The sequence below is a fragment of the Geitlerinema calcuttense NRMC-F 0142 genome, from assembly GCF_030285425.1.
Genome location: NZ_JASVEJ010000009.1, coordinates 1 through 24,086, shown reverse-complemented (window position 1 = coordinate 24,086; position 24,086 = coordinate 1). Strand labels below are relative to the sequence as shown.

At 49.2% G+C, this 24,086-nt stretch carries 17 protein-coding genes; 9 read left to right on the top strand and 8 right to left on the bottom strand.

Annotated features, from left to right (window positions below):
* Positions 1 to 345: 345 nt before the first annotated feature.
* The 7 genes from QQ055_RS02385 to QQ055_RS02355 all read left to right on the top strand — a co-directional run bounded on the left by QQ055_RS02385 (position 346) and on the right by QQ055_RS02355 (position 7,875).
* Positions 346 to 627, top strand: a complete 282-nt coding sequence (locus QQ055_RS02385; protein ID WP_069970033.1) for a 4a-hydroxytetrahydrobiopterin dehydratase — start codon at positions 346 to 348, stop codon at positions 625 to 627.
* A gap of 353 nt (positions 628 to 980) precedes the next feature.
* A complete protein-coding gene (locus QQ055_RS02380) occupies positions 981 to 2,894 on the top strand; it encodes an iron uptake porin (RefSeq protein WP_286004176.1) in 1,914 nt (637 codons plus the stop codon).
* A 264-nt stretch (positions 2,895 to 3,158) separates the two neighbouring features.
* Positions 3,159 to 4,922 (top strand): iron uptake porin, encoded by a 1,764-nt coding sequence (locus tag QQ055_RS02375; RefSeq protein ID WP_286004175.1) that lies wholly within the window; start codon positions 3,159 to 3,161, stop codon positions 4,920 to 4,922.
* Between the two features lie 223 nt (positions 4,923 to 5,145).
* A complete protein-coding gene (locus QQ055_RS02370) occupies positions 5,146 to 5,583 on the top strand; it encodes an Rrf2 family transcriptional regulator (RefSeq protein ID WP_286004174.1) in 438 nt (145 codons plus the stop codon).
* Positions 5,584 to 5,650: 67 nt separating this feature from the next.
* Positions 5,651 to 6,619 carry a cysteine synthase A gene (gene cysK / locus QQ055_RS02365; protein WP_286004173.1) on the top strand — a complete coding sequence of 323 codons (969 nt, stop codon included), beginning with the start codon at positions 5,651 to 5,653 and terminating at the stop codon, positions 6,617 to 6,619.
* Between the two features lie 77 nt (positions 6,620 to 6,696).
* A complete protein-coding gene (locus QQ055_RS02360) occupies positions 6,697 to 7,386 on the top strand; it encodes a J domain-containing protein (protein ID WP_286004172.1) in 690 nt (229 codons plus the stop codon).
* 60 nt (positions 7,387 to 7,446) lie between these two features.
* A complete protein-coding gene (locus QQ055_RS02355; protein WP_286004171.1) occupies positions 7,447 to 7,875 on the top strand; it encodes a DUF1824 family protein in 429 nt (142 codons plus the stop codon).
* Positions 7,876 to 7,924: 49 nt separating this feature from the next.
* Here QQ055_RS02355 and gltD read toward each other — a convergent pair whose 3' ends face one another.
* From gltD to QQ055_RS02330, 5 genes are all read right to left on the bottom strand, one after another.
* Positions 7,925 to 9,412 (bottom strand): glutamate synthase small subunit, encoded by a 1,488-nt coding sequence (gltD, locus tag QQ055_RS02350; protein WP_286004170.1) that lies wholly within the window; start codon positions 9,410 to 9,412, stop codon positions 7,925 to 7,927.
* Between the two features lie 162 nt (positions 9,413 to 9,574).
* The gene (gene gltB, locus QQ055_RS02345; RefSeq protein WP_286004169.1) at positions 9,575 to 14,167 is read right to left on the bottom strand and encodes a glutamate synthase large subunit; all 4,593 of its coding nucleotides are present in this window, start codon (positions 14,165 to 14,167) and stop codon (positions 9,575 to 9,577) included.
* A gap of 296 nt (positions 14,168 to 14,463) precedes the next feature.
* Positions 14,464 to 14,673, bottom strand: coding sequence for a hypothetical protein (locus tag QQ055_RS02340; RefSeq protein WP_069970042.1), 210 nt, complete (start codon positions 14,671 to 14,673; stop codon positions 14,464 to 14,466).
* Between the two features lie 200 nt (positions 14,674 to 14,873).
* On the bottom strand, positions 14,874 to 15,647 hold the full coding sequence (locus QQ055_RS02335; RefSeq protein WP_286004168.1) for an ABC transporter permease: 774 nt from the start codon (positions 15,645 to 15,647) through the stop codon (positions 14,874 to 14,876).
* On the bottom strand, positions 15,640 to 16,563 hold the full coding sequence (locus tag QQ055_RS02330) for an ABC transporter ATP-binding protein (protein ID WP_286004167.1): 924 nt from the start codon (positions 16,561 to 16,563) through the stop codon (positions 15,640 to 15,642). Before QQ055_RS02330 ends, QQ055_RS02335 begins: the two co-directional genes overlap by 8 nt.
* A 160-nt stretch (positions 16,564 to 16,723) precedes the next feature.
* Between QQ055_RS02330 and QQ055_RS02325 the strand changes: the two genes are divergently transcribed.
* Both QQ055_RS02325 and QQ055_RS02320 read left to right on the top strand, forming a co-directional pair.
* Complete coding sequence (locus QQ055_RS02325; RefSeq protein WP_286004166.1) at positions 16,724 to 17,341, top strand: 4Fe-4S single cluster domain-containing protein; 618 nt, start codon at positions 16,724 to 16,726, stop codon at positions 17,339 to 17,341.
* 121 nt (positions 17,342 to 17,462) lie between these two features.
* Entirely contained in the window at positions 17,463 to 17,930 is a 468-nt protein-coding gene (locus tag QQ055_RS02320) for a rod shape-determining protein (protein WP_286004165.1), read from the top strand.
* Positions 17,931 to 18,016: 86 nt separating this feature from the next.
* Here QQ055_RS02320 and QQ055_RS02315 read toward each other — a convergent pair whose 3' ends face one another.
* The 3 genes from QQ055_RS02315 to mfd all read right to left on the bottom strand — a co-directional run bounded on the left by QQ055_RS02315 (position 18,017) and on the right by mfd (position 23,951).
* The gene (locus QQ055_RS02315) at positions 18,017 to 18,721 is read right to left on the bottom strand and encodes an SDR family oxidoreductase (RefSeq protein ID WP_069970047.1); all 705 of its coding nucleotides are present in this window, start codon (positions 18,719 to 18,721) and stop codon (positions 18,017 to 18,019) included.
* Positions 18,722 to 18,795: 74 nt separating this feature from the next.
* Positions 18,796 to 20,436, bottom strand: coding sequence for a glycosyltransferase 61 family protein (locus QQ055_RS02310; RefSeq protein WP_286004164.1), 1,641 nt, complete (start codon positions 20,434 to 20,436; stop codon positions 18,796 to 18,798).
* A 26-nt stretch (positions 20,437 to 20,462) separates the two neighbouring features.
* Positions 20,463 to 23,951: a transcription-repair coupling factor gene (mfd, locus tag QQ055_RS02305; protein ID WP_286004163.1), complete on the bottom strand. Its 3,489-nt coding sequence runs from the start codon at positions 23,949 to 23,951 to the stop codon at positions 20,463 to 20,465.
* Positions 23,952 to 24,086: the final 135 nt, after the last annotated feature.

Here is a 24,086-nt window from a genome sequence, read left to right as displayed (position 1 = left end):
AACCGCCCGGAGTCAAAAGACTCTGACATTCAGAAATTTAGAACCGTTTAGGGAAATAGGAGGTGATGCCCATGACAGATAGTAGTAAACGCATGGGTCCTCAAGTTGGTTTAAATCGGCTGCGCGCCGGGGCTGTTCTCTAAAAATGTCAGCTTAAATCCGATAGAGAACCCCGTTCTCTACGAGGACTGCAACTGTCTTGGAGTTCCTTCCGGCAGTCAGGTTTCAACTTGAAGACCCACTAGACCGCTCTCACACAAGCCAGCCAACCTTAACTGTTGTCTGATTGGGTGAGAGCGGATAGCTTTTTAAAGGGACTATCAACTCGTTCAGGACAATCTCGCGATGGCACAGTTACTTAGCACTTCAGAAATTGCAGCCAAAGCCAGCCAACTCCCCGGTTGGAGCGTTAGCGATCGCCAACTGCAACAGACGCGTCAGTTTAAAGATTTCGTAGAAGCGATCGCATTTGTCAATCAACTCGTAGAACCCGCAGAAGCAGCTGGCCACCATCCGGATATCGAAATTTCCTATAACAAAGTTATCCTTTCCTTAACAACCCACGATGCAGGCGGGCTAACAGAAAAAGATTTTTCTCTAGCTCAAGTGCTAGACCAAATCGGTTAGAAGACGGGTTCAGCAACCTATAGGTTCCCCTCTGAAATATCAGAAATTTTTTACGCTGTTATTGAACAGAGAAGTTAATCTTGGGTTAATAGGTTTGCTATGATTCTGGCAGTGAGGTCTTTAAATCTCTAAAAAGCGAGAGTTCGCTGGCAACCAATCCTCAAGCAAACGACCCTAGGAAAGTCCTTATCTTAAAGTCAACCTGCTTGCTATATGGATCGGGTATACTGCGTAAGGTTAAAAAGCGCGATCGCCCTTGTAGTTTCTGCAAGCTGTCGATCGCAGCGATCCAAGCTCTACCGAAAAACAGAGCCAACCCTTCGTTCTATATAAGGTGTGAGGAGAACGAGCATATGACGAAAACCCTGTGGAACCTCTTAGCGGTCAGTCCCGCTATTTTAGGGGCTACCCTTGCTGCCTCAGCCGCAGCGATCGCCTCTGAAAGCGTTATCTCTCTGGAAGAAAATGTTGCTCAAAGCTTAGAAACAGCAGGCGCAGCCATTCTAGAGAGCGAAGAACTAACTTTTTCTACGACAGCTCCAGAATTTTCCTTTAGCGAAGCCTCTGTCAACCCAGAGTCCTTCTCTAGCCTATCTCAAAAGGTGGAAAGCCTAGGGGCACAAACCAAAGCTCTAGACAAAGTGGAAGCGCCAGCAGTTGAACTCCCGGCGGCTCCCAACTTACTGGCCCAGCAAACTCAGCCAGTGCAGAGCAACACAACGTCCTTAGACCAACTCATGCAATATGGCAATGAGGGACGTTCGACCCGGAGTGCCGGACAAGTCACCTCCATTTCCCAGTTGCGCGACGTTCAACCCACCGACTGGGCTTTCCAAGCCCTACAATCTTTGGTTGAACGCTACGGTTGTATCGCAGGTTATCCAGACGGAACCTATCGCGGCAACCGGGCCATGACCCGTTTTGAATTTGCCGCTGGTTTAAACGCCTGCTTAGACCGGATCAACGAACTGATCGCAGCAGCAACCGCTAACATTCTCACCCGCGAAGACCTGTTAGTGCTGCAACGCCTGCAAGAAGAATTTGCGGCTGAACTGGCTACATTACGGGGTCGCGTTGACGCGCTTGAAGCTCGTACAGCCGAACTCGAAGCCAACCAATTCTCTACCACCACCAAGCTAACGGGTGAAGCCATCTTCGCTGTCACCGATGCCTTTGGTGACTATCCGGGATCGGGCAACGATAACACCGTCCTTCAAGGTCGGGTTCGCCTGAACTTCAACACCAGTTTCACAGGTCGAGACCTCTTAATTACTCGCCTCCAAGCGGGTAATGCCACTCCCTTTAGCTTCCAGCCAGCTTCAGGTCTGCAAACATTTAATGTTGGCAACACTGACAATAACTTTCAGTTAGATACCCTGGCTTACTTCTTCAACTTGACCAACAACATCAAAGTTGCAGTTGCAGCCAACGCGGGCGTCTTTGATGACTTCACCCCCACCTTAAACCCCTACCTAGAAGACTTTGATGGCGGTAGCGGTTCGCTGTCTACCCTCGGTCAACGCAGTCCGTTATATCGGATTGGGGGAGGTCAAGGGATTGGAGCCAATATTAACTTAGGTCGCATTCGCTTCCCCGTCGGTCTCGGCCCCGTTAACTTAACCTTGGGCTACTTAGCCGATCAAGGAAATAACCCAGGTCAAGATACAGGCTTGTTTAATGGCGATTATGCTGCCCTGGCTCAGTTAACCTTTGCACCAACCAACGGCGTATCCGTCGGCTTTACCTACGTCCACGGCTACCACAATCAAGGCAACGCTATCTTTGATAACGGCGGCGGTACCGCTATCGTCGGTACGCCCATCGTTTCTGCCATCAGCGATGTAGGTCCTGCCATAACCAATTCCTACGGTGCCCAAGCATCCTTCCAATTTAGCCCTCGCTTTGCCATTTCGGGCTGGTTTGGCTACACGCACGTCCGCCTTCTCGATCTAGACACTCTCGGTCTAACGGGTGGTGCTGACGGTCAAGTTTGGAACTATGCAATCAACTTAGCTTTCCCTGACTTTGGCAGACGCGGCAACCTTCTAGGGATTGTAGCGGGCGTTCCTCCTTATCTGGGTGGCGTGAACCGCTTAGGTAGAGTCAACAATGAGTTACCTTTACACATTGAAGGTTTCTACAAGTTCAAAGTGTCTGACAATATCTCGGTGACGCCAGGGGTAATCTGGTTGAGAAATGCCGCTCAAGGCAATTTAAACGAGGACGATATCTTTATTGGCACCTTGAGAACAACGTTCACCTTCTAATTTATTAGAAGAAACGAACAAGAGTTAGGCGCTAAACAACTCAAAAGCAGAGAGCGAAATCGTAAGATTTCCTTTCTGCTTTCAATGAGTTTATAGTAGGATAAAGCTCAAGAAAAAGTCGCAAGATTGTACATTAGGTAAAGCTCAGATCAAACTCTGAACAAGATGATAGATGTATTCTACCCAACAGGGAATTTTCAGCCTAAGATGGTAAAATCCATGTTGGATCATAATATGGTCTGTAAGGTGTGAGGACAGAGTGAGATGAAGTCAAAACTTTTGTTTAAGTCGTTATTAGTAACCCCAGCATTTCTGGGTATGGCGCTTTTAGGAGCCGCCAGCGCAAATGCCAGCGCAACATTGCTGGAATCCGGTACTTTTTCTTTGACTCCGGAAACTCAGAATTTAGACGTTGCTGCTGAAGCGATTCCTGCGATCGCCGCAGCCGATCTCGTCGCTCCCGTTCAGGCTGACACTACAGACGCTAACCTCGTACAGGAAATCTTAGCTGCACCCCTGACGGTTGCTCAAGCCGCTCCGAACGCGAATCTTGATCAAATTGAGCGTTACAGCGAACCCGTGGTTGGTCTTGACTCAATGGGTCAAGTCACCTCCATTTCTCAGTTGCGCGACGTTCAACCCACTGATTGGGCTTTCCAAGCTCTGCAATCTTTGGTTGAGCGCTACGGTTGTATTGCGGGTTATCCCGATGGCACCTACCGAGGCAACCGAGCTTTAACCCGTTTTGAGTTTGCAGCAGGTTTAAACGCTTGCTTAGACCGGATCAACGAATTGATTGCGGCAGCAACCCAAAATATTCTGACTCGCGAAGATTTGTTAGTGCTGCAACGCCTGCAAGAAGAATTTGCGGCTGAACTGGCAACCTTACGCGGTCGCGTAGATGCTCTAGAAGCTCGGACTGCCGAACTTGAAGCCAACCAATTCTCCACCACCACCAAGTTGAGAGGGGAAGTCATTTTTGGCTTAAGCGGTGCCTTTGGGGATGAAAAAGCCAACCAAAACGTTGATATTGATGACAACGTGGTTTTGGCTGGACGCGCTCGCCTCAACTTTGACACCAGCTTCACCGGCAGAGACCGCCTGAGAACTCGTTTGCAAGCGGGTAATCATATCTCCTTCACAGGTGCAACGGGCACTAACATGGCTCGCCTCGGTTTTGACACCAACACTGGTAATGATTTTGAGTTGGATGTTTTAACCTATCGCTTCCCGATTGGTAACGCGATTACGGGTTGGATTGGTACCACAGGTTTAGCGGCGGATGATGTTGCGCCGACTTTCCCCACCTTGCTCAACAGCAGCGGTCAAGGTTCTATCTCCCGCTTCGGTCAGCGCAACCCCGTTTCCCGCCTACCCGATGGCATTGGTGGAGGTTTATCCATCAACTTTAGCCCTCGGTTAAACCTGGCTGTTTCTTACCTGACGGATGATGGCAACAGCCCCTTACCGAAAGATGGCTTGTTTAATGGCGCGTATCAAGCTCGCGCTCAACTTAGCTACACCGGAAATACCTTTGGGATTGGCTTAAGCTACGCTCGCGCTTATATGCCGGGTGAAGATGTCAACCTGACGGGTAGCACGGGCAGCATCAATGCCATTCGTCCTTTTGGTGCAGTGGCGACTTCTGCTAACGTCTACGGCGTTGAAGGTCAAATTAACCTGGGTCGTCGCCTCGTTCTCGGCGGCTGGGGCGGTTGGTTTGATACAGAACGCGAAACAGGCGGCAGCCGCAGTGCTGATGTCTGGACTTGGGCGGGTTCTGTCCTCTTCCCCGATTTGGGCGCTCGCGGCAACTTGGGCGGCGTTGTGTTTGGGATGCCTCCGAAAGCAACCAGCGGCCCCAACAGAGACCGCGATACGGGATATCACCTGGAAGGTTTCTATCGCTTCCGCGTTTCCAATAATATCTCGATTACTCCTGGCGTAATTGTGCTGTTCAACCCCGAACACAATGACAGAAACGACAATATTTATGTCGGAACTCTGCGGACTACCTTCAGCTTCTAGGTTGAGGCGATCGCATTGTCTATCTCTTTCTGGTAAAAACCAGAGCTGAATCTGCAAAACCTCACGAAATGTGAGGTTTTTTTGTTTTTCTCAGGGAAAACCATCAAACTCCAGTGGAGAACCGGGGTATACTAAGAAGATGCAAACGATACCAAACTGGAGGAAAGCGCGATCGCTCTTTTATCCAGATATCGGCGTTGCACCTCTTTTTTAGGTTTGACCTGTGGAACTTTCCTGCAAAAGCGAATACGCAATTCTTGCCCTTTTAGAATTAGCCGCGCATTACAGCAGTGGAGAGCCATTGCAAATTCGGCAAATTGCGGCTCAACAAAATATTCCTGACCGCTATCTAGAACAACTCCTGGCCACCATCCGGCGGGCGGGTTTAGTGCGGAGTCAGCGCGGCGCAAAAGGCGGCTATTTATTAGCTCGCGAACCGTGGAAAATTACCCTCCTAGAAGTGGTTAACTGTTTGGAAGGGTTGGAAGCCAAAGCGGCCAAAGAAAACTCAACGTTGAAATCCCTGTCAAGCAACCTGATTGAAGAGATTTGGCACGAAGCGCGCCAAGCCGCTGAAGATGTGTTGCAAAGGTATACCTTACAAGATTTAGCAGAAAAACGCGAATCCTTGCAGCGCTTAGACATTATGTATTACATCTAGCTGAATTTACCGTAAATCTCAGTCTAGAACTGCTCAATTGACAACCCTCTATTTTCAATTTGCGATCATGAAAATTGCTAACGATGTTACGGAGTTAGTCGGTCATACCCCTTTAGTGCAACTGAACCGCATTCCCCAGGCGGAAGGCTGCGTGGCAAGAATTGTCATGAAGCTAGAAAGCATGAACCCGGCTGCTTCGGTGAAGGATCGGATTGGGGTGAATATGATTAATGCGGCCGAACGAGAGGGCCTGATTACCCCCGGTAAAACCACCTTAATTGAACCGACTTCTGGGAATACCGGAATTGCACTGGCGATGGTAGCAGCCGCTAGGGGCTATCGTTTGGTCTTGCTGATGCCCGATACCATGAGTTCCGAACGACGGGCGATGTTACGGGCTTATGGGGCAGAATTAGTCTTAACCCCTGGTATTGAAGGGATGAATGGTTGCATTCGTCGGGCGTTGGATTTGCTGGCCAATACGCCGGATGCCTATATTTTGCAACAGTTCCGCAACCCTGCGAACCCAGACATTCACCGGGAAACAACGGCCCAGGAAATTTGGGACGATACGGATGGAGAAGTGGATTTTCTGATTTCTGGAGTGGGAACGGGCGGTACGATTACAGGGGTGGCAGAGGTTCTAAAGTCGCGCAAACCGGAGTTTAAGGCGATCGCAGTGGAACCCGTTAATAGTCCCGTGTTATCGGGTGGAAATCCGGGCCCCCATAAAATTCAAGGGATTGGGGCGGGTTTTGTGCCAGAGGTGCTTAACACGGACATTATTGATGAAGTGATTACGGTTTCGGATGATGATGCGATCGCCTATGGGCGTCGTTTAGCCCGCGAGGAAGGCTTGCTGTCGGGAATTTCCACGGGTGCGGCTTTATATGCGGCGATTCAAGTGGGTAAGCGCCCGGAAAATGAGGGACGCTTAATTGTGGTGGTTCAGCCCAGTTTTGGCGAACGCTACCTGAGTACGCCTCTATTTCAAGACCCCGAATTGATGGTAACAGCCCAGGCGGGTTCAAACTAGGATAAATTGAGGAGATTTGAGGGTCTAGAAGCAGCGAAAACGCCTCTTTTAGGCCCTGAATCTTTTAAAATTGAGAGATGAATGAGTCGAATCCTTACCACATCCTAGAAGTTAGCCCAACGGCAACGCAAGCAGAAATTAAACAAGCCTATCGGCGGCTGGCTAAACGGTTTCATCCCGATACGCAATCTGCAACGGCCGATCGCGATCGCATTGTGCAAGTGAATGCAGCTTATGAAGTTCTCAGCGATCCGCAACGACGCCGAACTTACGATCAAAAATTGCGGCGGGTGGATCGACAAGTCAAGAAAACTACAGTGGCGTCCCCCCGATCTCGCTATCAACGGGCGGCGGCGGGTCACGATACGGACGAACAGCTTAAGCTTTGGCTATCTTATGTCTATACGCCTGTGAATCGTTCGTTAAATTCAATTCTCAGTTCGCTAGACGAGCAAATTGATGAGTTGGCGGCCGATCCGTTTGATGATGAGTTGATTGAAGATTTTCAATCTTATTTAGAACAATGCCGTCAATTTTTAGCAGATGCCCAAGCCGCTTTTAGTTCTGTCCCTAATCCGGGGAGTATTGCTAGCGTCGCCGCCCATCTTTACTATTGCTTAAATCATGTGAGCGATGGGATTGAGGAGTTAAATTGGTTTACGCTCAACTACGACGAACATTACCTGCACACTGGGAAAGAACTTTTTAGAATGGCGGCTCGCTTGCGTCGGGAGGCTCAACTTGCTTTACGAAATTTAGCATTTTAAGCGGATGCAATGGCTTTAAATAATTGTTAGCTAATTTAGATTATTCACTTTTATTGAATTATGTCTGTTCAAAACTCCCAAAACTTAAGTTTAGATAGCGCCCTGAAACTCTTAAAAACCTTAAGTTGCACGGATTCTCTCACCGTAACAACAGCAGGCGATCGCCAACAAATTGCCCAAGCATTGCTTTTAGTGGTGAATGCTTCAGAATATCAAAATATAGGGATTTGCGCCGACTCGGTTGAACAGGCTTTGACGACTTTGAGAGACTATTTAACCACCTTTGAGTATCCCCTACCCAGCGATTTAACTCCGGTGCCGATGCAGACTCCAGTTTATTTAAAGTTTAATACTCGGAAACTGACCTATTATTTAGATACTTATACTGGGGATTATCGCGGCGTTTTAGTGTCTTGCCAATCCTCAGAAAATGAGAATTTGAATGGCACTTATGGGCATTTTCCCTTAGATTTATTTGCTTCCGTGTGAACGTTAAAAACCCCGATTTTAACTGAGGAACCGGGGTTTTAATTAGAGGTTAATCGGGCAAATCGGTATGACCCATGAGATAGCGATCGCACTCTCGCGCCGCCCCGCGTCCTTCGTTAAACGCCCAGACCACTAGGCTTTGACCCCGGCGACAGTCACCGGCGGCAAAGACACCGGGGATGCTGGTGGTATAGTTGCCATAGTCGGCTTTAACATTACTGCGGGCATCGCGATCGCACCCTAACGCATCGAGTAGGGGTTGTTCGGGCCCCAAAAAGCCCATCGCCAACAGCACTAACTGGGCGGGAACCACCCGTTCTGTCCCAGGAATATGCTTAGGAATAAACTGACCCTTCTCATTTTTCTCCCACTGGACTTGAACCGTGTGAACCGCCTTCACCTGGCCGTTTTCGTCCCCTTCAAACTTCGTCGCGGTGGTGAGATAGACGCGCGGATCGCAACCAAACTTCTCGGCCGCTTCCTCCTGTCCGTAGTCGAGGCGATACACCTTGGGCCACTCCGGCCAGGGATTATTGGGGGCGCGTTCTAGCGGGGGTTTCGGCATAATTTCCAGTTGCACCACGCTGTTGCAACCGTGGCGGACAGAAGTGCCAACGCAGTCTGTCCCGGTATCGCCGCCGCCGATAATGACGACATCCTTACCCTCAGCCGAAATCAAATGACCGTTGGGGCTGCTTTCTAAAACCGATTGAGTATTCGCCGTTAGGAACTCCATTGCAAAGTGAATTCCCTTTAAGTCCCGACCTTCAATCGGTAAATCGCGGGGTTTTGTGGCCCCAACGCAGAGAACCACCGCATCAAAGTCTTTGAGTAGCGTCTCTGTTGGCAAGTCCTTACCCACTTCCGTATTGCAGATAAACCGGACGCCCTCTTGTTCCAACAGATGAATGCGCCGCATCACCACTGTTTGCTTATCCAGCTTCATATTGGGGATGCCATACATCAGCAAGCCTCCCGGACGATCTGCCCGTTCGTAGACCGTTACCCAATGGCCGGCCTTATTTAATTGGGCAGCCGCACAAAGACCTGCGGGCCCGGAACCAATCACTGCAACTTGTTTCCCCGTCCGCTTGCTAGGCGGTTCGGCAACGATCCAGCCTTCATCCCAACCCTTTTCAATAATCGAATATTCAATATTTTTAATGGTTACAGGGGGGTTATGAATGCCTAGGACGCAGGAACCCTCGCAGGGTGCAGGACAAACTCGTCCAGTAAATTCAGGGAAATTATTGGTTTTATGCAAACGATCTAAGGCTTCGCGCCATAGACCTCGATAGACTAGATCGTTCCATTCGGGAATCAGGTTATTAATTGGGCAACCGCTGGCCATCCCGCTAATTAGCGTTCCTGTATGGCAAAACGGGGTACCGCAGTCCATGCAACGCGCCCCTTGGTTGCGGAGTTTCTCTTCGGGCATGGAGATGTGAAACTCATCCCAGTTGCGAATGCGTTCGGCGGGCGAGATTTCACTCTTGTCCTCGCGGAGGTATTCAATAAAGCCTGTCGGTTTTCCCATTGTTGTGTCTAGTTAAATGTTTTTAGCAGGAGGCTTAGGGCGAAGTTTTGCCTTTGTGCCAATGCAAGAGGATATAGAGGATAAAGGCGGGAATGGCGATCGCTCATCGCGACATCCCCCCCACTCACAGCTTTACTTAGGGCGTCGAACGAGAGTCCCTATTTAGCTGCCACCAATGCGGGCTACATCGCGGGCATTGGCTTCAAAGGCTGCCGTTAATGCCTCATCGCCGCTTAAACCAGAGGCGAGGGCATTTTCTAAGGCTTGTAACACGCGCTTGTAGTCTCTGGGCATTACTCGGACAAACTTAGGCACCATTGCCTCCCAATTGGCTAAAATTCGCGTGGCTTTTTGGCTTTGGGTGTATTGGACGTGCTTCTCTAGGCTTTGGCGCAGGGCGGCTATTTCTTGGTCATTTTCCAAGGCTTCAAGATCCACCATTTGCGTATTGCAACGGCTGGCAAAATCGCCCTGTTCGTCGAGGACATAAGCCACGCCGCCACTCATTCCGGCTGCAAAGTTACGCCCGGTGGGACCAATGACGATCACCTTTCCGCCCGTCATATATTCGCAACCATGATCGCCCACGGCTTCCACCACCGCATTCACCCCAGAGTTGCGGACGCAGAAGCGTTCGCCAGCCATGCCTCGGATGTAGGCTTCCCCGGAGGTTGCGCCATAGAAGGCGACATTCCCCGCAATGATATTTTCCTCAGCGATAAAGGTGGACTGGGTTGACGGATAGAGGATAATTTTGCCGCCGCTTAAGCCTTTCCCTAAGTAATCATTGGTATCGCCTTCAAGTTCCAGGGTGACGCCTTTGGGGACAAATGCGCCAAAACTTTGACCCGCACTTCCTTGGAAATGCAAATGCACGGTATCTTCGGGTAAGCCATCCCAATGATTTTTAGTGATTTCGTTACCCAGGATCGTGCCAACAACGCGGTTGGTGTTGGCGATGGGGAGGGTGGCTTTCACTTTCTCACCTTTGGCGATCGCCTCTTGGCACAGATCCAGCAATACCGTCATATCCAGAGACTTTTCTAAGCCGTGATCTTGGGGAATTTGGCAATAGCGCCCCACTTCAGGACCCACTTCTGGCTGATAGAGAATCTTCGAGAGGTCAATTCCCTTAGCTTTCCAATGGTCTACGGCTTGTTTGGCTTCTAGGACATCAGTTCGCCCGACCATTTCATTTAGGGTTCGGAAACCGAGTTGCGCCATAATTTCGCGCAGTTCAGCCGCCACGAAGCGCATAAAGTTAACCGTATGTTGCGGATCGCCGACAAAGTTTTTCCGCAATTCCGGGTTCTGGGTGGCAATTCCCGCCGGACAGGTGTTCAGGTGACACACCCGCATCATGATACAGCCGAGGCTGACGAGGGGGGCGGTGGAAAAGCCGAATTCTTCAGCCCCTAGCAGGGCAGCGATCGCCACATCGCGTCCGGTTTTCAGTTGGCCGTCGGTTTCAACTGCAATGCGCGATCGCAGGTTATTCAACACCAGGGTTTGATGGGTTTCTGCTAGCCCCAACTCCCAGGGTAAACCCGCGTGTTTAATCGAAGTTTGCGGCGAAGCCCCGGTACCGCCATCGAAGCCGGAAATTAACACAACATCCGCATGGGCTTTAGCCACGCCCGCCGCGATCGTGCCAACGCCGACTTCCGACACCAGTTTGACGCTGATCCGCGCCTTGCGGTTGGCGTTTTTCAGGTCGTGGATCAGTTCGGCTAAGTCTTCAATGGAGTAAATATCGTGGTGGGGTGGGGGAGAAATTAACCCAACACCGGGGGTAGAGTGGCGAACTTTGGCAATAGAAGGATACACCTTGCGGCCGGGGAGTTGCCCGCCTTCGCCCGGTTTTGCCCCTTGCGCCATCTTAATTTGGATTTCCCTGGCTTGGGACAGGTACAAACTGGTGACGCCAAACCGTCCGGAGGCCACTTGCTTAATAGCGCTATTTTTCGAGTCGCCTTGCTCGTTCGTCCAAGTATAGCGTTCTGGGTCTTCGCCGCCTTCCCCCGTATTGGATTTTCCGCCCAAACGGTTCATGGCGATCGCTAAAGTTTCGTGGGTTTCCTGGGAAATAGAACCGTAACTCATCGCCCCGGTTTTAAACCGTTTGACAATGGTTTCAACGGGTTCTACCTCTTCTAAGGGGATGGGTTCGCGGGTTTTAAATTGCAGCAAGCCGCGCAGGGTGTAGCGTTTCTGGTCTTGTTCGTTCACCAGGGTCGCATACTGTTTGTACAGGTCGTAATTGCCCTCGCGGACGGCCCGTTGCAGGTTGTGGATGGTTTGCGGGTTAAACAGGTGCGCTTCTCCATCCTTGCGCCACTGGTATTCGCCCCCCACATCGAGGGTATGACCGTTAACTTCGCGGTCGGGGAAGGCGTGGCTGTGTCGTAAGATCGCTTCGGTGGCGATCGCTTCCATGTCGGCCCCTTCAATCCGGGAAGAAGTCCAAGTAAAGTAACGGTTAACAACCGATTGATTTAAGCCAATGGCTTCAAAAATCTGGGCCCCGCGATAGCTTTGGATCGTGGAGATGCCAATTTTAGAGGCGACTTTAACAACGCCTTTGGTAGCGGCTTTGATGTAGTTCTTGTAAGCCGTTTTTTCCTCAACGTTGACTATTAAGCCTTGGGCGATCGCATCGCCAATGGTGGCAAAGGCTAAATAGGGATTGATCGCGCCGCAACCATAGCCGATCAGGGTGGCGTAATGATGCACCTCGCGGGGTTCTCCCGACTCTAGAACCAGCCCCACGCGGGTACGAGTCCCTTCGCGGATCAGGTGATGATGCAGGCCAGAAACGGCTAGCAGGGCGGGGATAGGGGCATTTTCGGCATCGATACCGCGATCGCTGAGAATAATGAGATTCACGCCCCCTGCGATCGCCTGACTCGCGGCTGCAAACAGGGCCTCCAGGGCAGATTCCAACCCCTGCACCCCTTCTTTGGGGTTAAATAAGATCGGCAGCGTCATCGACTTAAAGCCCGGTTCGCGAATAGTCTTGAGTTTGGCTAACTCTTCGTTACTCAAAATCGGCGTTTTTAACTCAATTAACCGACAACTTTCCGGTTCGGGCTTCAGTAAATTGCGTTCGCTACCAATAGTAGTTTCAGTAGAGGTGACAATTTCCTCGCGAATGGAGTCAATGGGGGGGTTTGTCACCTGAGCAAACAGTTGTTGGAAATAATCGTAAAGCAGTTTGGGGCGATCGGATAGCACGGCTAGCGGCGTATCGGAACCCATCGAACCCACAGCTTCTACCCCATCCCGCGCCATCGGCGTCAGTAGCAGGCGCAACTCTTCAAAGGTATAGCCAAAGGCAATTTGCTTTTGAATTAAAGACTGTCCTTCAGCAGCGGCTTCGATCCCTTCCGGGGCCTCCAGTTTAGGCAATTCCACCATATTCTGGTCGATCCACTCGCGGTAGGGATGGGCGGTAACGATGGGGGTTTTAATTTCCTCATCGGCAATAATCCGACCTTCTTCTAGGCTAACTAAGAACATCCGCCCCGGTTGCAGGCGACCTTTGAGGGCGACGCGTTCTGGTTCGATGGGTAAGACTCCGGCTTCGGAAGCCATAATCACCAGATCGTCCTTGGTGACATAGTAGCGCGAGGGGCGCAAACCGTTGCGGTCTAAGACTGCGCCAATACTGCGACCATCGGTAAACGCAATTGAAGCCGGGCCATCCCACGGTTCCATTAAACAGGAATGATACTCGTAAAACGCCTTTTTCTCATCGCTCATCGACTCGTGATTCGCCCAGGGTTCGGGAATCATCATCATCATGGCATGGGGGAGCGATCGCCCTGCCAAAACCAGCAATTCTAGAGCATTATCAAAAATCAACGAGTCGCTGCCATCAATATTAATCAGCGGATGGGCTTTTTTCAGGTCGTCGCCGAACAATTCCGACTCCATCAACGACTGACGGGCGTGCATCCAGTTAATATTGCCCCGCAGGGTATTAATTTCGCCATTATGGGCGATATAGCGATAGGGGTGGGCGCGTTCCCAACTGGGGAAGGTGTTGGTACTAAAGCGGGAATGGACTAAGGCGAGGGCGCTTTCCATATCCGGATCGTGCAGTTCGGGGTAATATTGCCCCACTTGCACGGGCATCAGCATTCCCTTGTAAACCATTGTCCGACAAGAGAGGCTGCACGGATACCAATAGGGATTAATTTGCGAGGCGCGCAGGGCAGTATGGGCGCGTTTGCGAATGACGTAGAGTTTGCGTTCAAACGCCAGTTCGTCGGCTAGGGTGGCGGCGCGTTGGATAAAGACTTGTTCGATGAAGGGTTCGCTATGTTTGGCGGTATTGCCAATCATTGAGTTATCAATGGGTACATCGCGCCAGCCGATGACTTGTTGACCTTCTTCGGCGACAATTTGAGCAAAGATTTCTCGGCTTTTCGCCCTAACTTCGGGATCGGGTGAGGTATAGATGCTACCCACCCCATATTGTCCGGGTTCGGGTAAGGCGATATTTTCGGAGGCGGTCACTTTTTGCAGAAATTTGTGGGGGACTTGCATTAAAATGCCCGCGCCGTCACCCGTATTCATTTCGCAACCGCACGCCCCCCGGTGATCGAGGTTCAAGAGGATGGTGAGGGCTTGTTCTACAATGTCGTGGGACTTTTTCCCTTTTTGATGGACGATGAACCCGACACCACACGCATCGCGCTCGAACTGTGGATCGTATAGACCCTGTTTGGGTGGCATTTTGTTGCTGTTCATTCTGTAAAATCGCCTAAAAAGAGCAAAGGGGGAAGATTTAGAGAGGGGAAATGGGGGGTGATTAATTTGGATTGTCTAATAAAAAGCCATTTTAGGGGCAGTTTTTAAGAAAATTGTCAGACTTTCCAGTATTGTTTCTTAGCTATTTTTCACATTCAACGATCGCGTTCTATAGAGAAAAAAAAGTGTCCGATGCCATCGATCGGACAAGTTACAGGATATCAATTAAATTGAGATTGGGGCGTTTCTATTGTTAGCTTTTCCAGACAAATAGAGGACAACGATGATTCTAAACTTTAGTAACTATCTTCTCCACCTACGGTCAGCATTGCTAATAAGTGATTGGCACGGTTAAGGCGATCGGAGATGGCTTGTCGCCAGGTTAAGCTAATGTCAGAATCGGCGATCGCATCTTGGGCCAGTTGACGATAAGCAGCGCTTGTGGCGACATCCACGCTATCGAGCCAGCGGAGATTGTGATAAATCGTTTTAGGAGAAATGTCCATTCAATTTCCTTCCTTAGTCTCAGGGGGGAGAACCTGCGGGGCCTCTGTAGAGGAGGGTCTTAACGTCCAGAACGATCGGCCCATTCAAGTTCGATCTCTGTAGTTCTCACTTTATTGTTGTTTTCGCTAATCGCGATTGGTGCGATACAATTGTTGTCAGGTTTTTAACACAAGTTAAAAATCAGTCACCTTTATTTACGTCAATATCCCGATAATTTGCCGCGCCGTTTTGCCTCGCGTTCTGCTATCCTAAAAAGTAGCAATCCTAAGATAAAATAGGCAGCCCCGTTTAAAAGCGCGATCGCCACTGCCCCACCCTGCAACGTTTCGCCCCGCGCCATCACCGAACGCAACAACTCGGCACCAGGCGTCATCGGCAGTATCCAACCCAACCCGCGTAGGGAATGAGACCAGGTTTCCGTAGGTACCATCAACACAAAAAACAGCAGAAACTGAAAAATCCCCAAGACCTGCTGCACCCGCTTCAACAGCAGGGCGAGAGAACCCATCGCCATTGCCAGCCCATAGGCCCCCAAGAGAACGGCAGCCAGAGGTAAGATTAAAACCGGGGGAAACGATAGCCGCGCCCCCGTTATCCCCATGACAATTAGTAACATCAGGGCATTGAGGAACAGTTGAATCGTTAAATTACCTATCGCCCGGATCAAAAAAATCTGGGAAGCGCGAAACGGGGAAATAAACAGTTGTTCCAGGGTTCCCGTCTGGGCTTCTTGTTGCAACCCTCCGGCAATATTCCCCAGAATAAAGATCGACATTGACCAGAGAATGTATCCTATTACCAGGGAGTCAGCGCGATCGCCTAAAGAAATCTCAGGCCCCGCAATAAACCGGGCGCTTTGAAAAATCCCGTAAAATGCCACCACCAGCCCGATAATTAAAGCAATGGTTTCGGTAAAATAGCGTCGCAGGATAATCCATTCTCGCTTGAGTTCTGCTAGCAGTAGATTAAACATTTCGGTTTTCTCGCACCAGCTTCAAAAAGATATCAGTTAAACTTGCTTGTTCTTTCTCCACCCGCATCAAAGCCAGAGGTTTAAGAATCTCTAAAACCGGGTAAAGGCTTTCCGCCTGCAAAACCCGCAGAGTTTGGGCGGTGAGACACTCCACCCCTAACGCCACCAGTTGCCCTTGGCGTTGCGGATCGAGAGGAGTTTCCAGTTCAATATGGTAAGATTGCCCGGAAAACTGGCGGATCAGTTCTGAGGTAGGTTCTTCCGCGACAATTTCCCCTTGGTTAATAATGGCAACTCGGTCAGACAGTTCTTCAGCGATCGCCAATTGATGCGTGGTTAGAATAATACCGCACCCTTCTTGAGCAATTTCGCGCACCAGTCGCTTAATATCTTCCGTCGCCTCAACATCTAAACCCAAGGTTGGCTCATCTAAGAGTAACAGTTGCGGCTGGTGAATTAACGCAACTGCGATCGCCAATTTTTGCTGCATTCCCCGCGATAAATGGTCTACCCGCGTATTTTGCTTATCGAGGAGGTGAAAGCGTTCCAACAACGCCCTCGCCCGCTGGCGCGCCACCTTGGGCGCTAAACCGCGCAATACCCCAAAATACTCTAAATTCTCCTGGGGAGATAGCCGCCAGTAGACATTGCGGTTGCCCTCTAAAACGGCCCCTAACAAGCGTAACGCCTTCGAGTCGCGGTGAGGATCGCGGTCTCCAATTCTCACCCACCCGCCATCGGGATAAATCAACCCCGCAATCATCTTAATCGTTGTCGTCTTACCTGCCCCATTCGGCCCCAGAAACGCCAGAACCTCACCCGCCTTCACTTCCAAAGAAACATCCCGTACCGCCGTAAACTGCCGTCCCTTCTCTTGATAGGACTTGTGCAAGTGACTGGCTTTTAGCAAAATCATCCGATTCTCGCCGCCTAAAGTTTTGATTAAACAATGTTTAGATTGTCTTAATGGCAAAAAGTGCCGACCGTTCTCAGTTTTGCGCCGCTAACTTCCTCTCAGGGAACAGCAAACCCCGCTTAAAATATACCCACTTCCTCATCTCCTGCGAGTCACCCTCATGGGCTATTCCACTGTCCAACCTGCAATTGAAATTCCCCCCGGCTATCTCAATATTATGGGCTATGTAGATGAATCCGAAGTCAACGGCCCCGGCTGTCGGGCGGTGGTGTGGGTACAGGGGTGCAGCCGCGCTTGTTCTGGCTGTTTTAACCCTGCTTCATGGTCTTTTGAGATTAACCAGTTAATATCAATTGATGACTTAGCCGAGAAAATTCTCAGCAACCCTAAAAATCAAGGCGTCACCTTTTCCGGGGGCGAACCCTTTTGGCAAGCGCCAGCTTTAGCAGAACTCGCAAAGCAGTTAAAAAGCGCTGGCTTAAGCGTCATGTCTTTTAGTGGTTTTACTCTAAAAGAATTACAATCTGACAAAGCCCCCAAGGGTTCCCAGACGTTACTGGCACAACTCGATATTTTAATTGATGGTCCCTACGTCGAGTCTTTAGCGCTGAACGATCCTAATTCTCCCGTTTCTTCGCGCAACCAACAGGTGCATATTTTTAATCCCGCTTTTCAAGACCAAATTACCTGGGCAAGCGACCAAATAGAAATACACATTTTCAAAGATGGATCTCGTTTGGTGACAGGGTTTCGGGGGCGTCTGGAGTTGGAAGACTAGAGCGATCGCGATCGCACTTCAAGGAGTTATTGAAAGTTATGAATCCCCATCTATGTTTAAGTTTCTAGCGTTCAGAACTTTGTATGTTCAGCTAAAACCCGACTGGTTATTGGTAAAATTGGTGTCTTCTCATGGATCGCCTACTGAATATGCAGATATCCCCTGTATCGCTTTTAGGGGAAAAATTGAACCGGGCAGTTTAGGGGAAATAGAAAGCAATAAAGTTTTAGCAATCGGTCAACAAGCCATTCAACTGCATCAACAACAAACTTCAACCACTTCATTATTAAACGGCTTTGAACATCCTCGCACAATTATTAGTAACTTTTTTGTTGCTGAATTAACCTTAAAGCACTTTATTCAAAAGACCTACCAAGGTCAAACTTCCATCATTGCCCCACAAATCATCATCCATCCCCTATCTCATCTTGAAGGCGGCTTAACTCAAATTGAAGCAAGAGCTTTAACAGAACTGGGAAGCCAAATGGGTGCAAGACAAGTCTTCCTTTATTTAGAGAATGATACCCCTTTACGCGATGAAGAAATCCTAAAGATTGATAACCATAAACAGGCGATCAAAACGCTTTAATCGTCAATCTTTGAATTGAGAACTAGCCAGATTTTGATTAACCAAGCGACTATTAGATAGTTTGAAGTCGCTTGGCTGCCTGAAAGTTAGAAAAAGAGGTGACTATCCGGCTGAATATTAATTTCCATCGGTACGGCTTGGGGAGGTGCAGAAAGTGCAAATAGAATTGCATCTGCTGCTGTTTGAGTCGATAACATCTTACTGCGATCTACCTTCAAACTGACATTATCCCAAAACGGAGAATCTACCCCTCCAAAATAGAATAGCGTGACTTTAATGCCATAGCGTTTGAGTTCATCCGCCATACACTTGCTAAAGCCAACTACGCCAAACTTTGCGGCGCAGTAAGCCGAAGCCATCGCCATTGAATGCTTACCCAAAATCCCCACAACATTGCAAATATGGCCGCTTTTCTGTTCTTTCATATATTCAGCAGCCGCTTGACAAGTGTAGAAGCTTCCCTTGAGGTTCACATTCAACATTGCTTCTAGATCGGCAGGTTCTAGCTTATTGTATTGTTTGAGAATTCCTGCACCTGCGGCGTTAATCAGAATATCGATTTTGCCATAGTAGGAAGCCGCCTTCGCCATCAAGTCTTTTGCTTGCTGCGGATCGGTAATATCGGTAGGAACCGTTAAGCTATCCCCAGATAGGCTATTGGCTAGATTGGTTAAGCGCCCTTCGTCTCTCGCCGCCAGTACCAAATTAGCTCCTTGCGAGGCTAATTGTTGCACAACCGCCGATCCAATTCCACCCGTTGCGCCCACAACGACAGCTACTTTGTCTTGCATTGTCTTTACATTTCTTTACTTTATTTTAGCATAGCTCAAGATTGCTAAAGATTGAAATGATGGAATAGTCGAGGCTAGATAGCCTCAGCAAATTTTAACGTTGCTAACAATTTCGGTAAACTCACTTGAAAGCTCTCTGTTATATAGTGGTAATTAATATTCTCTATCGTCTCTAGATTAATATCTGAGTTAGGCTCGCCCATAAAATAATAATAATCCAAGCCAACTAAGTTACTTAAATTCCAATAGTAGCGAGTGACATAGTTGGGTGGAAATATTTCAATGATTTTGGTATTAGGTTGGCAAAAAACAAGATGAGAAAGTCCTGCACCATGCAGAGAAACAATCACTTTAGCATTGGCAACAAAAGCAACTTGTTCCATAAAAGAATAGGATTCGAGGGTAACTACAGTAAATCCTAGTTGAGATAAGGAATCGCTAATTTCTGCTTCATTGAGGAGATGTCGGTAGTTAGCATTTTTGCGAGAAATATACAGAAACTCTGGCTTGGGAGTTTTGAACGTAGATTGCGACAAAAATTCTTGTCGTAAAAACTGACAACTCCAGCTTGATAAAAGCTCAAAATAAGGAACGATAATTAAATTTGCTTGAATATGAATCGGTTGAGAACTCATGATAATTCTTTCTGAAGAAATTCCCAAGTGCTGTAAGGTCTCTTTTTGAAAGGGGGATTGGTACTCATTAACAATAAATTTATCAATAGAATTTAAATCAATACCTGCTAAATGGATCAATCCAACTTTGGGTAAAAGTTCAAACATCCAATGATAAAAAGCCTGTCCAGAAAGAACAGATAACAGCGCTACAGTTTCTACTGTTTGACTTACAGGGGGAAGATAGCGATCTATATCCAGAATGGTTGCATTCGCATGAGAAACCATTGTGACAATTTGACGATCGCGCGTCAAGACAACATCAGCCTGAGAATGGCACCAAACGGCACCTTCTTGAACCTCTGCAACCAGAGTGGGAGAAGAGTAAAAGTCCTTGTGACGATTCAATTCTGGATGAATTTGCGCCTCTAATGTCTTGGGAGGCTTGAGGGGAAGCACAGCAGCCTCATGTAGCTTACAGTAACGAACATCGGGATGAGATTGGGCGGGAAGTAACAGTTGCCAACGTTGAGGGTTGAGTTGGTAAAACCGATGAATTAATTCAGTTGGAAGCTGAAATTTATCGCATTGAGAAGCTGTGTAGGCGTTTCCTTGTTGTTCAAGAATACTCCCTAAAGTATAGTAGGTCGATTGACAATCCGGTTGCAGTCGCAAGCGTTGCAATAAATAGGCAATGGCAACTGGGATGTATTGGTCATTCTTCTCTACCTGGGCGAGTTGCAGCAAACAGCCAGCTAGGTGATAGTAATATTGAGAGTCTACCTCAATCGAGAGTCCCTTGTAATAGAAGGCGATCGCGCTTTTGTATTGCTGTTGGGCTTGTAAAACCGCCCCCAAGTTATAGTAGGCATCTACCCCAGTTGGGTTTAGACTAACGGCATGAAGAAAAAGCGCGATCGCACCTTCCCACTGTTGATGTTGAGCGAGATAAACACCTAAGTTATAGTAATTTTCGGCGCTAGGGGTTAACTGATTGGCTTGTAACAGATCGTGAATCTGTTGCTGCAATTCCTTCTGCGCTTGATACTCAGCCGTTAGCGTTCCGATAACCTCATCGGTCCCAAGAGGAAACACACTCATAGAACTTAGGACTTCCCCTACTAAAATTACACTAGCGCGACTTCTGGGAGAGACCCTTGCATTTTACTCAACCACTCAATTAAATGATCCATTTGCTTATCGGCGCTGAGGGTTCCTAAGCCGCGAACAGTGACTTTACCGGGAGTGTAGACAAAGCGGGAATGGAGGTGTTCGGGGAGGTTGGGTTTGAGGAGATTCCAGGCGGGTTCTTCCATTGGCGTTTCTAGGATAACGTGCTGCTTGCCTTCGGGTTTAATGCGGCTAAAGCCTAGAGACTTGGCGACTAATTTTAACTCCATCACCCGGATGAGTTGTTGGGCGGGTTTGGGGATAGTACCATAGCGATCGCTCCATTCTGCTGCAATCAAACTCAACTCATCCTGGGAGTCAGCGGCAGCAACCAGGCGATAGGCACTCATCTTTTGATCGAGATCCGGGATATAATCGGCCGGGATAAATGCGGTCAGGTTGAGATCGATTTGCGTATCGTCCACCTTGGGAATCTCTTGACCTTGAATTTCCTTAATCGACTCTTGTAACATCTCCATATAGAGGTCAAACCCAATCGCATCCATTTGACCCGATTGTTCGGCCCCTAGGAGATTTCCGACGCCGCGAATTTCCATATCCCGCATCGCCAATTGATAGCCGGAACCGAGTTGCGTAAACTCCTGAATGGCCCGCAACCGCTGTCTGGCTGCATCTTGCAAGCGCGATTGATGGGGATAAAATAGCCAAGCATGGGCCTGAATACCCGCACGACCAACCCGTCCCCGCAGTTGGTAGAGTTGAGACAGGCCGAACTTTTGAGCATCTTCAATCAAAATGGTATTGACGCGGGGAATATCCAAACCCGACTCAATAATGGTGGTACACACCAATACATCCGCATCGCCGTTGCTGAAGGTTAGCATGGTGCTTTCTAATTCAGTTTCCGGCATTTGTCCGTGCGCGATCGCAATTCGCACCCCCGGAATCATTTCTCGAATCTTACCGCTAATCTCCTCAATTCCCTCCACGCGAGGCACCACATAAAACACCTGTCCGCCTCGGTCTAATTCCTGCCGAATCGCCGTTCTGACCGTTTCGGGGTCGTAGGAAGCCAGATGGGTCTTAATCGGGCGGCGAGAGGGCGGAGGCGTGGTAATTAAGCTCATCTCCCGAATGCCAGACAGGGACATATATAAGGTACGCGGAATCGGAGTGGCACTCAGCGTCAGCACATCCACCTGGGTTTTCAGGGATTTAATTTTCTCTTTTTGGTTCACCCCAAACCGCTGTTCCTCATCAATCACCAATAAGCCTAAATCCTTGAATTTAATCTCTTTTCCGAGTAAGGCGTGCGTTCCCACCACCACATCTAACTCACCCGTCACCAGCCGCTTTTGGATTTCCTTGCGTTCCTCAGCGGTTCGGAAGCGGTTCAACAAACCCACCTGTAGGGGATAGGGGGCAAAGCGTTCTTTAATCGTGTGATAGTGTTGTTGGGTTAAAATTGTGGTCGGTGCCAGGAAAGCCACCTGTTTTCCCGCCGTCACCGCTTTAAAAATGGCCCGAATAGCCACTTCTGTTTTACCAAATCCGACATCGCCGCAAACTAAGCGATCCATCGGACGCTGAGATTCCATATCCCGCTTGACATCTTGCGTGGCCTTAAGCTGATCTGGGGTAGGCTGATAAGGGAAAGACTCTTCTAACTCTTCTTGCCAAGAGGAGTCTTGGGGATAGGAAAACCCGGTTTGTTGCGATCGCTGGGCGTACAATTGCAACAAATCCACCGCCAGCTTTTTAACCGTCTTGCGAACCTTATTCTTCGTTTTCTCCCAAACCTTGCTGCTGAGTTTATGCAACTCTGGCTTTTGATCCGAGGCGGTGCGAAATCGGGATAAGACGCCAAACTGATCCGCCGCTACCCGCAAAATCCCATCGGCGTATTGAATCGCCAGGTATTCCCGCGTTTCATTATTCATCGTCAAGCTTTCTAGCTTGATAAACTTACCCACCCCATGATTGCGGTGAACCACATAATCTCCCGGTTGGAGTTTATTGGGATCGACTTGTTTAGAGGCGGCGCGGCGGCGCTTGCGGACATAGCTGGGGGTTGCTAAACTGTGCTGACCGTAGAATTCGCGATCGCTAACCACCACCAAGCGAAAGGTTGGCAAAATAAAGCCTTCCAATTCCGCCAAACCCGAATACTTTAGCGCCGTGGGGGTATGCTGCACTTGCAGTTTATCAATCGCCGGATAATCGTGGGGATTGGGGACAAACTTAGCCGGACAATCATGTTCTTGCAATAAAGCAACCGAACGCGAAGGTTGCGCCGAAACTAAGAAAGTTGAATAGCGATTTTGGATTTGTTCGCGCAGGGTTTCCGCCAGCTTCGCAAACTGATGGGGAAGGATGGGAATTGGACGACTGGCTAAATTCACCGGACGATGGGGGCTATCCTTAATAGTGTCTTCCGCGAGTTCAGAAAGGTGCAAAGAGGCCCAATAGCGCCGATCGATTTCTGCTAAAACCTCTGAAAAGGGTCGATGCAAGACGTTCTGCGGTTTCTGGCTAAACGCCGATTGACAGTGATGAAACGACTCTTCGGCGTGTTGAACCCAAGTCTGGCTATGGGCGGCACATTGGGCAGGTTCGTCAATTGCAATTAAGGTATTGTGGGGCAAATAATCGAGAATTGACGCCGGTTGAGAAAAGGCATTTCCCAATAAACGCCGCACGCCTTGACGGGTAGGGGTTGCTTCTTCCTCGGTTTGGTGCCATTCTTCCGGGGCAATCCCCAATTGCTCTAGGATAATCGGAGCAAAGTCTGTAGGGGTGAGGATGAGTTGGGGAATTTTATCCAAGGAACGCTGGGTTGCAGGGTCAAATTCTCGCAATTGATCTAAGTCATCGCCAAACCACTCTAAGCGAACCGGGAGTTCTGAAGCGACGGGGAAGACATCAACAATATCGCCGCGCCGACTCCATTGTCCTTCAGTTTCCACCAGAGGAACGCGTTCGTAACCCAGTTGTGCGAGTTGACGGTCTAAGGTTTTCGCCGTCGCACTCATCCCTTTATTCAGGACGACACAGTACGGTTTAAAGGCTTCTACGGGCGGTAGATGAGGCTGGAGGGCGCGTTCGGTGGCGACGATCGCAATTTTGAGGTTCGAGGGATTTTCGGTCTTGAGAATCAAATCTGCGAGGACTTGTAATTGTCCCCAAGTGGTTTCGGTTTCGGGGTCAAAGGGTTCGTAGGGAGAGGCTTCTGTGGTGGGGTAGAAGTAGACATTCTGCCATCCCATTGCTTCAAGTTGGGCGGCGTGGCGGCTGGCTTCTTCTGTGGTGGCGGTGACAACGAACAAAGGGCGATTTTCCGTTTGGGCTAAGGTTGAGGCGACTAAGCCCTTGGGAAGACGCGAAATGCCATTGAGATACAGAATGCGATCGCGCCCCAGTCTAGCCAAAAGTTCGCTATTGAGTTGCGATCGCCCCATTGTCCGAATAATTGAAGAAAATACCATATTCCCTAGCAATCCGTCACTTTCCCTATTCTAAGTGCTGAGTGCTGAGTGCTGAGTGGCTGAGTGGGGAAGGAAGAGGGATGGGGGATGGGGAGATGGGGGGAGAAGAGGGAGTTGGGAGTTAGGAGTTGGGGA